The sequence below is a fragment of the Arthrobacter burdickii genome, from assembly GCF_030433645.1.
In the GTDB taxonomy this organism is placed as follows: domain Bacteria; phylum Actinomycetota; class Actinomycetes; order Actinomycetales; family Micrococcaceae; genus Arthrobacter_D; species Arthrobacter_D burdickii.
The window spans coordinates 170,769-184,867 of sequence record NZ_JAROCG010000002.1; the positions used below are offsets into that span (position 1 = coordinate 170,769).

Below are 14,099 nucleotides of genomic sequence, written 5' to 3' on the forward strand. Positions count from 1 at the left end.
TCCCTTCCCTGCTGCCCACCCATTCGACGCTTCCCACCCGCATCCTGCCCAAGGAATCCCATGATCTCGCTTCGACAACTGACCAAGACCTACGGTCGCGGGCACGCTGCCGTCACCGTACTCGACCACCTCGATTTCGAGGTGCCCACCGGCCGCATCGCCGCTGTCGTCGGTCCGAGCGGTGCAGGCAAGAGCACCCTCGCCCAGTGCATCAACCTGCTTGAACGTCCGACGTCGGGCGCCGTCGTCGTCAATGGAGAGGAACTCTCGGGCCTGCCGGAGAAGCGTCTGCGCGAGGCGCGCCGCCGCATCGGCACGGTGTTCCAGTCCTCGAGCCTGCTCAGCCGCAGGACCGCCGCGGAGAACATCGCCTTGCCCCTCGAGTACCTCGGCGTCACTCCTGGCGAGGCACGGGCTCGTGTTGCCGAGTTGCTGGACCGGGTGGGGCTGTCGGACAAGGCCGGCCACTACCCGTTCCAGCTCTCTGGCGGCCAGGCGCAGCGCGTGGGGATTGCTCGGGCGCTCGCGCTGCGGCCGTCCATCCTCCTGGCGGACGAGGCGACCTCAGGGCTCGATCCGGAGACCACCCGGTCCGTCGTCGGTCTCATCCGCCAACTGCGCAACGACCTCGACCTCACCGTCGTCTTCATCACGCACGAGATGGACACCGTGCGGCAGGTCGCCGACACGGTGGCGCGGCTGGACCACGGTCGCATCGTCGAGCAGGGCGACCTCGTGGAACTCCTGACCTCGCACACTTCGCTGCTCGGGCGGTCGCTGCAGCCCCGGCGCGGCCACGCCGGGCCGGAGGCTGGAACCCGTACCTGGTACGTCACCTATGACTCGACCGATGTGCCCGGCGACTGGATCCAGCGGCTCACCGGGGACCTCGGTGCCGTCGTGCATCTTCTGGGTGCCTCCGTCGAGACGGTCCACGGTGTCAACACCGGGAGCGCGACGCTCGGCATCGGGACCGACGACGACGCGCGGGTCCATGGTGCGCTCGCACGCTACGGACTCAGCGGAACGCCCGACGGCGGTGGAGGCAGTCGGTCGCACCAGTTCCTCACGGCCGAGGCCGTGCTGGAGGACGTGGCATGAGCGCCCTCATTCTTCCCCGCGCCGACGTTCCCCTCAACGACCTGCCGGCGCTGCTGCTGCCCGCCTATGGCGAGACCTTGACGATGGTCGGCATCGTCATGGCGGTCGTCCTCGTCATCGGCACTCCACTCGGTGTCCTTCTCCACAACGTCGCGCCCGGTGGCCTCTACGAACGCCCCGCACTCCACGCGGCACTGAGCTGGATCATCAGCATTGGACGGTCCCTTCCGTTCCTGATCCTCATGGCGGCCATCGTTCCGTTCACCCGGTTCATCACCGGCACGAACATCGGCATCGCGGCCGCCGTCGTCCCCATGTCCCTCGCCGGTATCGCATTCTTCACGCGTATCGTCGAGAACTCGCTGCGGTCCGTGCCGCCGTCCACGGTCCAGGTGGCCCGGGCCGCCGGTGGGTCCAACCTGCAGATCATGCGCACGGCACAGTTCAGCGAAGCTGTCCCGGCAGTCATCGGCGGGCTCACCATCCAGGTGATCGCGATGATCGAGTACTCGGCGATCGCGGGCACCATCGGTGCCGGCGGCATCGGGTACGTGGCCGTCACCTACGGTTACCAGCGCTTCGACAACACCGTCATGCTCGCGACGATCGTGGTCCTGGTGGTGACGGTCGCTCTCGTCCAGATCGTCGGAGACCGCCTCGTACGCTTCACGACGCCGCAGAAGCGACTGCAGCGCGCCTGACGTTCCCGCGCTTCACCCCCGCGCATCCTCTCCCGTTCATTCATGCTCATCCCACCCCTGCGCCTCGAGCGCGCCCAGAAAGGCATTGTCATGTCCGAAAACACCACTCCCGAGCCGACTTCGACGACTTCCTCACCGGCCGGTGCGGACCATGGATTTACCCTCCGAAAGCGGCGCAAGGCACCCTGGATCGCAGGCGGAGCCGTCGCCGTCCTGGCCGCCGGCACCTTCATCGCCGTGCCACTGCTCAACCCGTCCGAGTCTGCGGCAGAAACGGAAGGCGCAACCCTCCTCGTTGCAACTGCCGAGGGGAACCACGCGGAGCAGGCGCTCATCGAATTCATCGACAGGGATGTAGCGCCGAAGTACGGCATCGACATCGAGTTCAAGGGATTGAGCGATAGCAACACCATCAACCGGGCCGTCAGCGAGGGCGAGGTCGCCGCGACGGTGTACCAGCACGAGCTGTGGCTCGGACAGGTGCTGGAGGCCAACCCGGACTTCCGTGAGACGGCAGTGGCGCCCGTCTTCCGCTGGGGATTCGGCATCTGGTCCGACAAGTACACGAGCGTGGACCAGATTCCCGATGGCGGCACCGTCTCCCTCTACTCGGACCCGGCAAACGAGGCCCAGGGTCTCTGGCTGCTGGAGCGGGCAGGGCTGATCACGCTCAAGGGGGGCACCGACAAGTGGGAGGCGACGCAGGATGACATCGCGTCGAATCCGAAGAACCTGAAGTTCACGCTCCTCGACTTCGGCGCCCAGTCCCGGGCACTGCCGGACCTGGACGCTGCCGTCGGTTACACCGAGTACTACACCGCGGCCAAGGTTCCGCTCGAGAAGCAGATCTTCGCGCCCCCGGCACCCGATGAGTTCGCCGCACAACTCACGGTCGGCACCGATTACATCGATACGGACAACATCAAGAAGCTCACCGAGGCGTTCGCCGACCCCGCCGTGCAGGAGTTCCTGCGCACGGATCCCTCGGTGAAGGACCTGCTGCTGCCCATTGAAGCCCCCTGAACACAGCGGGGCGGAACCGGGAATAGCCCTGCGCCGGGGGCTGAACCCCCGTCAGCGGGTGGCCAGCCCTCGGGCAAGGGGACTAGCGTCGAAAGCAAGACATCCGACGACCTGAAGGAGTTCCCATGTCACGCGTAGCCATCATCGGTGGACACGGAAAAGTAGCCCTGCACCTGACGAAGATCCTCACGAGTCAGGGCCACCAGGTGAGTTCGATCTTCCGCAACCAGGACCACGCTGCCGACGTCGAGCAGGCGGGCGGTACGCCTGTCGTGGCCGACGTCGCGGAGCTGTCGGTGGAGCAGATGGCCGATCTCTTCCGCGGGCATGACGCCGTCGTGTGGTCTGCGGGTGCGGGCGGCAGCAGCCCGGAGGCCACCTACGCGGTCGATCGGGACGCAGCCATCCGGTCTATGGATGCAGCGACGGAAGCTTCGATCGGCCGCTACGTCATGGTCTCCTACCTCGGAGCCAGCAAGGACCACGGGGTGCCGAAGGACAACGGATTCTTCCACTATGCGGAGGCGAAGGCAGCGGCGGATGAGCACCTGCGGAAGTCGGAACTCGCATGGACCATTCTCGGTCCTGGCTCCCTGACAACTGACCCTGGCACCGGCAAGATCGAGGTGTCGGACAAGCCGCAGCGGGACTCCGTTCCCCGCGAGGATGTCGCCCATGTGGCCGCAGTCGTGCTGGGTGATCTCGGAACGGTGGACAAGACTATCCAGTTCAACAGCGGCGAGACGCCGATCGCGGAGGCAATCGAGGGGGCCTTGCAGCCATAAGAACTACGAAAGGCGGCGCTCGCTGAGCGCTGCCTTTCGTGTGTCCACTGGGTCAGCGCGGTGTCGCTTCGGATAACTATGTTGCCCATCAACGTGAATCCGGATATGCGACGACGGCGCCCGGGCAAGCCCGGGCGCCGTCGTCGTGCCGTGTCGGTAGCTATAGGTGTCAGTAGCTGAGGCCGAAACCGAACGGGTACAGCTCGCCGTCGGTCGTCTCCTTGTAGCGGGGCAGGTCGCTGTACTGCTCGCGGATGGCCAGGCTGGTGCCTGCGAGGGCGAACGGCAGCCTGCCCTGCGGGCTCACCTTGCCGGAGAGGATGTCGAACAGGGCGGTGTCGCCCATGCCGAACCCGGCGATGATGCCGCCGGCGTCTCGGAGCCCGCTTGCCTCGTCGAGCACGTAGGGCTGGCGGAAGTACACGTGCAGGATCCCCTTGCTGGGGTCATCCACTTCCGACATGACCTCCTGGATCGTCTCGAGGGACGGGGCGACCTTCCACGACTGCGACTTCGCCATGCCCGTGAAATCCAAGACGCTGGGCTCCAGGGGAGCGAGCCGCCGAAGCGCAGGCCGTCGTCCGTGCAGGCGGGCGCACCTAAGGTGACGCACGCGTCCGCGGCACCGTAGGGGCTCTTTCCGTCGAGTCCCGCCACGCCGTCGAGGGTGAGGGGTTGATGTAGTCGGGCCATTTGTTGTCACCGCTGGCTGCGTTCCGAGGAGACCTGCAGTTGCCACGAGTTGCCATCGCTGGGCCTAGGATTGGCGCGGAGGTGGAGATGGCTGGAGCGCGGGCTGTGCCCTCTATCTATGATGTCGCACGCGTGGCCGGGGTCTCGGCGTCGACCGTGTCGCGGGCTTTCGCACGCCCCGGCCGCGTCAGCCACCAGACCGCCCAGCGGGTCTTCGCCGCCGCCGAAGAGGTGGGCTACCGGTCCACGCATGTCACCGGCAGCCCACGGCCCGGTACCGCCCGCACGTCCATGATCGCCCTGGTCATCGCCGACATCCGGAACCCGGTGTACGCGGACATGGTGCGGGGCGCGGAGGCCGCGGCAGCCGAGGCGGGCTACACGATGCTGCTCGCCCATACCCAGGAGTCCGACCGCAAGGAACGCCAGGCACTGGAGCGCGCCATGCCCAGCGTGGACGGGATCGTGCTCTCCAGTTCCCGCATGTCCGACTCCGCGATCCGGATGCTGGCCAAGCAGAAGCCCATGATCGTGATGAACCGGGCGGTGACCGACGTCGCGAGCGTCGTACCGGACAACCCGCGGGGCATCCGACGGGCGGCGGAGCACCTCGGAGAGCTGGGCCACCGCACCATCACCTACCTCGCGGGCCCGGAGGCGTCGTGGGCGGACGGGATGCGCTGGCGGTCCCTGCGGGAGGCCGGGATGGAACTCGAGCTTACGATCCGCCGCAGTACCTCCCACCTGCCGACCATCCAGGGCGGTGAGGAAGCCGCCGCAGAATGGCTGCACCAGCCAACACCGGCGGTCATCGCCTACAACGATCAGATGGCGATCGGCTTCGTCCGCGCGCTGCGCCGCCAGGGGGTCAGCGTGCCGGGGGATGTCAGCGTCGTCGGTTTCGACAACAGCTACGGTGCCGCGCTCGTCACGCCGGCCCTCACGACGGTCGAGGCACCGCTGTACTCGCTCGGCGCCACCGCGGTGAACAACCTGCTGGCATTCTCGGCCGGCGCCGTCTCCCAGTCGAACAAGCTCGTGGTCCTGCCCACGCGGCTCGTGGTCCGCGATTCCACCGCCCCGGCGACGGAGAAGGGCACGACGACGAAGCGTCGGTGACGCCTGCAACACCGTTCGTGTTTTCTGCCAACAAATGGCAACTCCTTGGTCGCACGACGGGTGCATCGACACGATGAAGCCATGCCTATCTCGATCGCAACCGAACCAGACCGGCTCCTTCCAGCGGATCCCGGCACCCGCCGGATCGCGCGTGGACTGCTCGACCTCGTCGAGCAGCTCCCCATCATCTCGCCCCATGGCCACGTCGATGCCGCCGTGTTCGCCGACGACCTGCCGTTCCGGGACCCGGCGACGCTGCTGGTCACACCCGACCACTACGTCACCCGCCTGATCCACTCCAGCGGCGTCCCGCTCGAGCGCCTGCGGATCCATGAGAACTCCTCGGCCCGCGACGTCTGGCGGGAGTTCTGCGCGGCGTGGCCGCTCTTCGAGGGCACCGCCTCCGGGTACTGGTTGAGGTCCGAGTTCTCCCACGTCTTCGGCCTCGAGGATGAGCTCTCCGCCGACACCTCCGACGCGTCGTTCGACACCATCCGTGCGCGCCTCGCCGAGCCGGGGTTCCGTCCCCGGACGCTCTTCACGCAGTTCAACATCGAGGTCCTCGCGACCACGGACGATCCGCTGGACGACCTCGCGCACCATGCCGCGCTCGCGGCGGACGAGTCCTTTCCCGGCCGCGTCCTGCCGACGTTCCGGCCGGACGCCTACACCAACCTCGCCCACCCTGCCTGGATCGAGAACGTGGACCGGCTCATCAGCACGGCGGGCGACGGCGCCACCGGTTACGCCGGTTACCTCGCCGCACTGGAGAACCGCCGGCAGTACTTCATCGACCACGGAGCGGTCTCGGCCGACCACGGTGTGCACACCCCGCGCACGCTCAAGCTGGAGTGCTCGGAAGCCGAGGAGATTTTGACCCGGGCGCGCCGTGGCGAGCGGAGGGACGGTGACCGAGAGCGCTTCGAGGCGCACATGCTGTACGAGATGGCCCGGATGTCCGTGCAGGACGGACTGGTGATGACCATCCACCCGGGGTCGTTCCGCAACCACCACCTGCCCACGTTCGAGAAATTCGGGGCCGACACCGGCCACGACATCCCCATACCCGTGAGCTACACCGAAGCCATCCGGCCGGTCCTCCAGGATTTCGGCACCGCCAAGAACTTCCACCTGATCCTGTTCACGCTCGACGAGACCGTGTTCTCCCGGGAACTCGCGCCGCTGGCCGGCTTCTACCCGGCCGTGCACATCGGCGCCCCGTGGTGGTTCCTGGACGCACCGGACGCGATGCTGCGCTTCCGCTCGGCCGTCACCGAGACGGCCGGTTTCTCGCGCTCGTCGGGCTTCATCGACGACACGCGCGCCTTCTGCTCCATCCCGGCACGCCATGACGCGTCCCGTCGCATCGAAGCCTCGTTCCTGGCCCGCCTCGTCGCCGAGCACCGCGTCTCCGAGTCCCGGGCCGCCGAACTGATCGTCGACGTCGTGGACCGCGCACCGCGCAGGGCGTTCAAGCTGTGAGGAGCCTGACGAACCTCCCGGACCTCACGCGCACGACGACGGATGCCGGCGCTCCGGCACCCGTCCGCATGGTGCACCTCGGGCTCGGCGCCTTCCACCGATCCCACCAGGCCTGGTACACGGCCGCAGCGGATCCCGACCACGAGTGGGGCATCGCCGCCTTCACGGGGCGGAGCCCCGACGCCGCCGAGGTCCTCGCCGCCCAGGACGGGCTCTACACGCTCGTCGAACGTGATGACGCGGGGGACCGGTTCGAGGTGGTCGGCAGCATCAGCGCGGCGCACCACGGCGGCGACGTCGGCGAGCTCGCCCGGCTGATCGCCTCACCGGGAACCGCCGTCGTGACCCTGACCATCACCGAGCCCGCATACCACCTCGGTTCGGACGGGCTGCTCGATTCCGCCTCGTCCGTGGTGGCGCAGGACCTCGAGGTCCTCCGGTCATGGCAGCAGGCACGGACCGGCGCCGCGTCCGGGACTCCGCTCGATCCGCCGGGGCAACTGGCAACGGCCGGCGCACGCCTGGTGGTGGGCTTCGACGCCCGACGCCACGCCGGTGGCGGTCCGCTCGCCGTCGTGTCCTGCGACAACCTGAGTTCCAACGGCACAGCCGCCGCGGAAACCATCCTCGGTTTCGCCCGCCCGATCTCCGAGGAGCTCGCCGTGTGGATCACCGACAACGTCTCCTTCGTCGATTCGTCGATCGACAGGATCACCCCGCGCACCACGGAGGCCGACGTCGACCTCGTCGCCGAGGCGACCGGTTTCCGCGACCTGGCCCCGGTGGTCACCGAACCGTTCCACAACTGGATCCTCTCCGGAGCGTTCCCGGCCGGCCGCCCCGCATGGGAGCGTGCGGGTGCGGTCTTCACGGAGCGGATCGAGCCCTTCGAGCAGCGGAAGCTGTGGCTGCTCAACGGAGCCCATTCGCTGCTGGCCTATGCCGGCCAGCTGCGCGGGCACGAGACCGTGGCGGACGCCGTCGCGGACACCCGCTGCGCGGCCTGGCTCGAGGACTTCTGGGACGAAGCCTCGCACCACCTCACCGAACCGGGGCTCGACGTGCCCGGCTACCGTGCGGCCCTGCAGGAGAGGTTTTCCAACAGTCGGATCCGGCACCAGCTGTCCCAGATCGCGGCCGAGGGCTCGAGCAAGCTGCGCATGAGGGCCGTCCCCGTCCTGCTCGCCGAACGGAAGGCCGGCCGCACGGGACGTGCCTCGGCCCGGATCATCGCCGCCTGGATCGATCAGCTGCTCGCGGACGGGGCGGCACGCAAGCCCGTCGCCGACGCTGCTGCCGGCACCATCGAACGCATCCTGGCGGGTGACCCTGACGACGTGACGGCAGGGCTGGTGCGGTTCCTCGACGACCGGCTGGACGACGACGTCGTCGCCCTGGTGCACAGCCTCCGCACTTCCTGGCGGGCCTGATGGGCCCGCATCCAACCGACCAGGCACGCCGTGCCAATGCATTCGAAGGGAACATCGTGAAAATCATCGCCGCCGAGGTCATCGTGACCAGTCCGAGCCGGAACTTCGTGACACTGAAGATCACCACCGACGAGGGAATCACGGGTCTCGGGGACGCCACCCTGAACGGCCGGGAACTGGCCGTTGCGTCCTACCTGAACGACCACGTGACCCAGCTGCTGATCAACCGGGATCCGCACCGCATCGAGGACACCTGGCAGTTCCTCTACCGCAGCGCCTACTGGCGTCGCGGCCCGGTGACCATGGCCGCGATCGCCGCCGTGGACATGGCGCTCTGGGACATCAAGGGCAAGGCCGCCGGTATGCCGGTCTACCAGCTGCTCGGAGGTGCCTCGCGGACGGCGCTGCGGACCTACGGGCACGCTTCCGGCCGGGACATCCCCGAACTGTTCGACTCGATCCGGCAGCACCTCGAGGAGGGCTACAAGTCCATCCGCGTGCAGTCCTCGGTGCCGGGCATCACGGCCCTGTACGGGGTGGCGGCGCAGGCCCAGGCCACCGGGGAGCGCTACGACTTCGAGCCCGCCGGCCGCGGCGCCCAGCCCACCGAGGAGGACTGGGACACCCGGGCCTACCTGCGGCACGTGCCGACCGTGTTCGAGGCCGTCCGCAACGAGTTCGGCCCCGAGCTGCCCCTGCTGCACGACGGCCACCACCGCATGACGCCGATCCAGGCCGCAAAGCTCGGCAAGTCGCTGGAACCCTACGACCTGTTCTGGTTGGAGGACGTGACTCCGGCCGAGAACCAGGAGGCGTTCCGGCTGATCCGCCAGCACACCACCACCCCGCTGGCCGTGGGGGAGATCTTCAACACCGTCTTCGACTTCCAGACGCTCATCAAGGAACAGCTGATCGATTACGTGCGGGCCGCGTCCACGCACTTCGGCGGGATCTCGCCGCTGAAGAAGGTCATGGACTACGCCGCGCAGTACCAGATCAAGTCCGGGTTCCACGGGCCCACCGACGTCTCACCCGTGGGCCTCGCCGCGCAGTCCCACGTGGGACTGGCGATCCACAACTTCGGCATCCAGGAGTACATGGAGCACAGCGCGAAGACCAACACCGTGTTCGAGCAGTCCATGACCTTCACCGACGGCTACCTGCACCCCGGCGACAAGCCGGGCCTCGGCGTCGAACTCAACGAGGAAGCAGCCGCATCCTTCCCCTACCAGCAGGCCTACCTGCCCTACAACCGTCTCAGCGACGGCACCGTCCACGACTGGTGAAGGCTATGAAGATCGTGGTGATGGGCGTCTCCGGCTGCGGCAAGAGCACCGTGGGCGCGCTGCTCGCCGATCACCACGGTGCGCCGTTCCTCGACGGCGACTCGCTGCACCCGCAGCGCAACGTGGACAAGATGGCTGCGGGAACCCCGCTCGACGACGCCGACCGGCAGCCCTGGCTCGAGGAGATCGGGCGGCGGTTCGCAGCTGCCGGTCCGGAGCCGCTCGTCATTGCGTGCAGTGCGCTGAAGAGGGCGTACCGCACCACCATCCGCGGAGGCGCGCCAGATGTGCGGTTCGTCCACCTGCACGGCACGGTGGACCTGCTGGCGGAGCGCCTGGCAGCCCGGCCGGGACACTTCATGCCGGCCTCGCTCCTGCGGTCCCAGCTGCAGACGCTCGAACCCCTCGGGCCGGACGAGACCGGGATAGTGCTGGACATCTCGGCGACACCCGCAGTCCTCGCGCGTCGGGCGGCTGCATGGCTGGAGGCGGGTGTGAGCGCAGCCTGAGCGGTGCTCCCTCGTGACCGTGAGCGTCGCAGCCATGGCCGGATCGATGATCCCCTGACGGCGCCGGACCGACGGCCGGCAGCTAGGCGCGATGCGCGAGTTCCATGAACATCGTCGAGTGCAGGCTGTCCACGTGCGCGTGGGCGATCGCGACTGCTCGAACGACGTCGCGCCTCCGCAGCGCAGCCACCAGTGCGACGTGGTCCCCGTTGGCGCGGTGAAGCGCATCGATGGGGTACGGGACGAAGTGCTCGTACAGCTCGCCCAGGGCTGCGGAATGCATGGCGGTAGCCGCACCGAGGTGTGACGCGGCGGCGACGGACCGATGGAATTCATCATCGGCCTGGTGGTATTCGGACCAGTTGGTGGCCGTCGCCATGCGCTGCGTGAGTGCCTCCAGCGCCTCGAGTTCGTCCTCCGTCGCGTTGACGGCGGCGAAGTGGGTGACAGCACATTCGGCGAGGAGGCGCCGGTCCACGAGGTCATGGACGGCCGCGGCATCCGGCAATCCAAGGGACAATCTCTCGATGGCAGCTGCGGGAGGATCAGCCGCGACGAAGGTTCCGCCGTCACGCCCCCGACGCCGGACCACGATTCCCTCCTCTGCGAGGCTGGCCATTGCGCGCCGGGCCGTCATCGGGCTCACCGAGAGCCCCAGCGCGATGTCGTTCTGGTCCGGCAGTCGTTCGCCCGGCTGTAGAAGACCGAGCGAGATGGAGGCGGCGATGCGGGCGCGGACGGCGTCGATCGCACTGCGCCGCCCGTGCGCAGGCGGCACGTGGGACGGCGGTGCCGCGCCCACCGGTTCCCGCAATCCATCGGTCATGTTCTTCCCCTTCCGACGCTCCGTCTTGATAATAGTTCAAAGTGAGCTAATATTGCGTGAGCCCCGTCACTGCAAGCCAAGGCCGCCATGTCACAGCCCCTTCCGATCCTCGCAGTCCAGTCCGAACCGATCGCGATCGGTGAGCCGCTCTCGGTCTTCGCCACTCAGGCTTCCGACGCCGTCGCGGCGCATCCCGGAACCCGACTCCTCGTCTACCCCGAACTACACCTGTTCGGTGACGGCTACCCCGACCAGGCGCGCACGGAAGCGCTCCAGGAATCGGCGCAGCCTCTCGATGGGCCCCTCGTGCAGGAGCTCGCACAGCTCGCCGGCGACCTCGGTGTGTGGCTGGTGCCCGGAAGCATCTGCGAGCGCGGGCCCGAGGGGCAGCTGTTCAATACCGCGCTCGTGTTCTCCCCGCAGGGCGAGCTCGAGGCGAGCTACCGGAAGATCTTCCCCTGGCGTCCCTACGAGCCGTACGACCCCGGAGACTCCTTCGTCACCGTCGACCTCGAGGGCTACGGCCGCGCCGGACTGTCCATCTGCTACGACGCATGGTTCCCCGAAGTGACCCGCCAGCTCGCATGGCTCGGCGCGGACGTGATCCTCAACGTCGTCAAGACCACCACCGAGGACCGCGAGCATGAGCTGGTTCTCGCCCGGGCCAACGCCATCGTTAACCAGGTGTTCATCGTCAGCGTCAACTGCGCCGGCCCCACCGGGCGCGGTCAGAGCCTCATCGTCGACCCGGAGGGCGCGATCCTCGAGTCCATCGACCACGACGGTACCGGGATGATGGCGGCTACTCTCGACCTGTCGCGCATCGACTACGTGCGCACACATGGCACCGCCGGGCTGAACCGCATGTGGTCCCAGTTCCGCGCCCACGAAACCCCGATCGAGCTCCCGATGTACTCCGGCCGCATCGATCCCGCCACCTGGACCCCCGCGTCCACTGCTCGTCAGGACTAGCCATGCAGACCTCGTCCCAGCTCACCCGCACCCTCCGGCTGCCCTCGCTCGTCCTGTTCGGGCTCGCCTACCTCACACCCCTGATCGTCCTGGCGATCTTCGGCGTCATCGCCGAGGCAACCGGCGGTGCATCCCCGTCGGCCTACCTCCTCGCGCTCCTCGCGATGCTCTTCACTGCCCACAGTTACGGACGCATGGCCGTTGCGTTCCCCGTTGCGGGTTCCGCCTATACGTACGTGCGGCGGACCATCGACGCCCGCGTCGGGTTCCTTGTCGGGTGGGCCATCCTGCTCGACTATCTCTTCCTGCCGATGGTCATCTGGCTCATCGGCGGGTCCTACCTCACCGCGCAGTTCCCCGGCACGCCGATCTGGGTGTGGATCCTGGCCTTCGTGCTCGTGACCACCGTGCTCAACGTCATCGGGATCCGGGTCGCCGAGAAGGCGAACTACCTCCTGATGGCGTTCCAGCTGCTCGTCATCGGCATCTTCGTGGCGCTGACCATCGGGACCCTCGTGAGCACGTCGGGCGCCGGCGCGCTGGTGAGCTCCGAACCCTTCATCAACCCGACGGCGAACCTCGGTACAATCGCTGCCGGTGCGGCTATCGCCGCCTATTCCTTCCTGGGGTTCGACGCTGTCACGACCCTCACCGAGGAGACCGTGGAGCCGAAGAAGACCATGCCGCGCGCCATCATGCTCATCGCGCTGATCGGCGGCGCCATCTTCGTGTCCGTCTCCTACGTGACCCAGCTGATCCGCCCCGGTGGCACGTTCGAGGATTCGGCCTCACTCGCCTCCGACATCGCCCTGCAGATCGGCGGCCAGCTCTTCGGCGCGATCTTCCTTGCGGGCCTCGTCGTCGCGCAGTTCGCCTCAGGTCTCGCCGCCCAGGCCAGCGCATCCCGACTGCTCTACGCGATGGGCCGCGACGCCGTGCTGCCGCGGAAGGTGTTCGGCTACCTTCACGACCGCTTCCGCACGCCGGTGGTCAACCTCGTCATCACGGGCATCGTGGGACTCGTGGCGGTCTTCCTCGATGTCGCCACGTCCACCTCGTTCATCAACTTCGGTGCCTTCACCGCGTTCACCCTTGTCAACGTCTCCGTCATCGCCTACTACCTGCGCGAGAAGCGGACCGGGCGCAGCCTGAACCCCTTCTCCTATCTGGTGATCCCCGCCGTCGGCGCCGTGGTCGACGCCTTCCTGCTCACCCAGCTCGACCCCACGGCGATCACGCTCGGGCTCGTCTGGCTCGCGATCGGCATCCTCGTGCTCGCCGTCATCACACGCGGCTTCCGCTCCGCACCACCCGAACTGGCGTCGGTGGAGAAGGAAGTCGTTTCATAGGAGGTATGCGCATCACCCTCGGGCAGCTCGCGTCCGGCCCGGACACCGCAGCGAACCTCGCCCGGATGGAGGAGGTCGCTGCCGCGGCGGCCGACGCGGGCTCCACCCTCGCGGTCTTCCCCGAGTACGCGAGCTACGAGAAGAGCCGGGTGGACAGTTCGTTCGTCGCGGCCGCGGAACCGCTCGACGGCGACGTGGTCCGGGCGCTCGCGGCAATGGCGCGTCGGCACCGGATCACGGTGGTGGCAGGGGTGATCGAGACCTCCGAGGAACACGAGCGTGCCTACAACACCATCGTCGCGCTGGACCCCACCGGGTCCCTGGTCGCGGCCTACCGCAAGATCCACCTCTTCGACAGCCAGGGCTTCCATGAGTCCCGGCACATCAGACCGGCGCCCGACGTCGGACCCGTGACCTTTCCCCTGGACGGCACCGTCGTCGGACTGCTCACCTGCTACGACCTGCGGTTCCCGGGAGTGGCCCGGGCGCTGGCGGACGCGGGAGCGCAGGTGGTCCTGGCGCCGTCGTCGTGGGTGCCGGGACCGGGCAAGACGGACCAGTGGGATGTGCTGCTCCGTGCGCGTGCGCTCGACAACGGCGTATTCGTCGCGGGTGTGTCCCAGGCCGAGCCGGTGTCGATCGGCCGGAGCATCGTGGCCGGGCCACTCGGAGGGGTATTGGGCTCGTGCGGCCCGGCGGAGGACGTCCTGACCGTGGACCTGCACCTCGGGGCTGTCACGGACGCCCGCCGGCAGTTCCCCCTGGCGGAGCAGCGCCGGGTGTAGCGGTGATCCTGACGCCGCGTATATGCGGGTGCAGGTGC

At 68.0% G+C, this 14,099-nt stretch carries 14 protein-coding genes; 12 read left to right on the forward strand and 2 right to left on the reverse strand.

Features of this window, described 5'->3' with window-relative positions:
• The first annotated feature begins 60 nt into the window (after positions 1-60).
• From P5G52_RS15450 to P5G52_RS15465, 4 genes are all read left to right on the forward strand, one after another.
• On the forward strand, positions 61-1,101 hold the full coding sequence (locus P5G52_RS15450; RefSeq protein WP_301229146.1) for a methionine ABC transporter ATP-binding protein: 1,041 nt from the start codon (positions 61-63) through the stop codon (positions 1,099-1,101).
• The gene (locus P5G52_RS15455) at positions 1,098-1,802 is read left to right on the forward strand and encodes a methionine ABC transporter permease (RefSeq protein WP_301229148.1); all 705 of its coding nucleotides are present in this window, start codon (positions 1,098-1,100) and stop codon (positions 1,800-1,802) included. The genes P5G52_RS15450 and P5G52_RS15455 overlap by 4 nt, the downstream gene beginning before the upstream one ends.
• A 90-nt stretch (positions 1,803-1,892) precedes the next feature.
• Positions 1,893-2,825 carry a MetQ/NlpA family ABC transporter substrate-binding protein gene (locus P5G52_RS15460; RefSeq protein ID WP_301229150.1) on the forward strand — a complete coding sequence of 311 codons (933 nt, stop codon included), beginning with the start codon at positions 1,893-1,895 and terminating at the stop codon, positions 2,823-2,825.
• A gap of 125 nt (positions 2,826-2,950) precedes the next feature.
• Entirely contained in the window at positions 2,951-3,610 is a 660-nt protein-coding gene (locus P5G52_RS15465) for an SDR family oxidoreductase (protein WP_301229152.1), read from the forward strand.
• A 169-nt stretch (positions 3,611-3,779) separates the two neighbouring features.
• Here P5G52_RS15465 and P5G52_RS15470 read toward each other — a convergent pair whose 3' ends face one another.
• Complete coding sequence (locus tag P5G52_RS15470; RefSeq protein WP_301229154.1) at positions 3,780-4,130, reverse strand: glycoside hydrolase family 3 C-terminal domain-containing protein; 351 nt, start codon at positions 4,128-4,130, stop codon at positions 3,780-3,782.
• A 278-nt stretch (positions 4,131-4,408) separates the two neighbouring features.
• Between P5G52_RS15470 and P5G52_RS15475 the strand changes: the two genes are divergently transcribed.
• From P5G52_RS15475 to P5G52_RS15495, 5 genes are all read left to right on the forward strand, one after another.
• The gene (locus tag P5G52_RS15475) at positions 4,409-5,422 is read left to right on the forward strand and encodes a LacI family DNA-binding transcriptional regulator (RefSeq protein ID WP_301229156.1); all 1,014 of its coding nucleotides are present in this window, start codon (positions 4,409-4,411) and stop codon (positions 5,420-5,422) included.
• Between the two features lie 81 nt (positions 5,423-5,503).
• A complete protein-coding gene (gene uxaC / locus P5G52_RS15480; RefSeq protein WP_301229158.1) occupies positions 5,504-6,904 on the forward strand; it encodes a glucuronate isomerase in 1,401 nt (466 codons plus the stop codon).
• On the forward strand, positions 6,901-8,334 hold the full coding sequence (locus P5G52_RS15485; RefSeq protein ID WP_435868706.1) for a mannitol dehydrogenase family protein: 1,434 nt from the start codon (positions 6,901-6,903) through the stop codon (positions 8,332-8,334). The genes uxaC and P5G52_RS15485 overlap by 4 nt, the downstream gene beginning before the upstream one ends.
• Positions 8,335-8,390: 56 nt before the next feature.
• Positions 8,391-9,620, forward strand: coding sequence for a D-mannonate dehydratase ManD (manD, locus tag P5G52_RS15490; RefSeq protein WP_301229160.1), 1,230 nt, complete (start codon positions 8,391-8,393; stop codon positions 9,618-9,620).
• A 5-nt stretch (positions 9,621-9,625) separates the two neighbouring features.
• Positions 9,626-10,129 (forward strand): gluconokinase, encoded by a 504-nt coding sequence (locus P5G52_RS15495; protein ID WP_301229162.1) that lies wholly within the window; start codon positions 9,626-9,628, stop codon positions 10,127-10,129.
• Between the two features lie 82 nt (positions 10,130-10,211).
• On the opposite strand, the gene P5G52_RS15500 is transcribed toward P5G52_RS15495, so the two are convergent.
• A complete protein-coding gene (locus tag P5G52_RS15500; protein ID WP_301229164.1) occupies positions 10,212-10,955 on the reverse strand; it encodes a FadR/GntR family transcriptional regulator in 744 nt (247 codons plus the stop codon).
• Positions 10,956-11,042: 87 nt separating this feature from the next.
• Here P5G52_RS15500 and P5G52_RS15505 point away from each other — a divergent pair, with 87 nt between their 5' ends.
• From P5G52_RS15505 to P5G52_RS15515, 3 genes are read left to right on the forward strand one after another with little or no spacing between them, the layout of a single operon-like run.
• Positions 11,043-11,927 (forward strand): carbon-nitrogen hydrolase family protein, encoded by an 885-nt coding sequence (locus tag P5G52_RS15505; RefSeq protein ID WP_301229166.1) that lies wholly within the window; start codon positions 11,043-11,045, stop codon positions 11,925-11,927.
• Positions 11,928-11,929: 2 nt separating this feature from the next.
• Complete coding sequence (locus P5G52_RS15510; protein WP_301229168.1) at positions 11,930-13,276, forward strand: APC family permease; 1,347 nt, start codon at positions 11,930-11,932, stop codon at positions 13,274-13,276.
• A gap of 5 nt (positions 13,277-13,281) precedes the next feature.
• Positions 13,282-14,061, forward strand: coding sequence for a carbon-nitrogen hydrolase family protein (locus P5G52_RS15515; protein ID WP_301229170.1), 780 nt, complete (start codon positions 13,282-13,284; stop codon positions 14,059-14,061).
• Positions 14,062-14,099 lie beyond the last annotated feature (38 nt).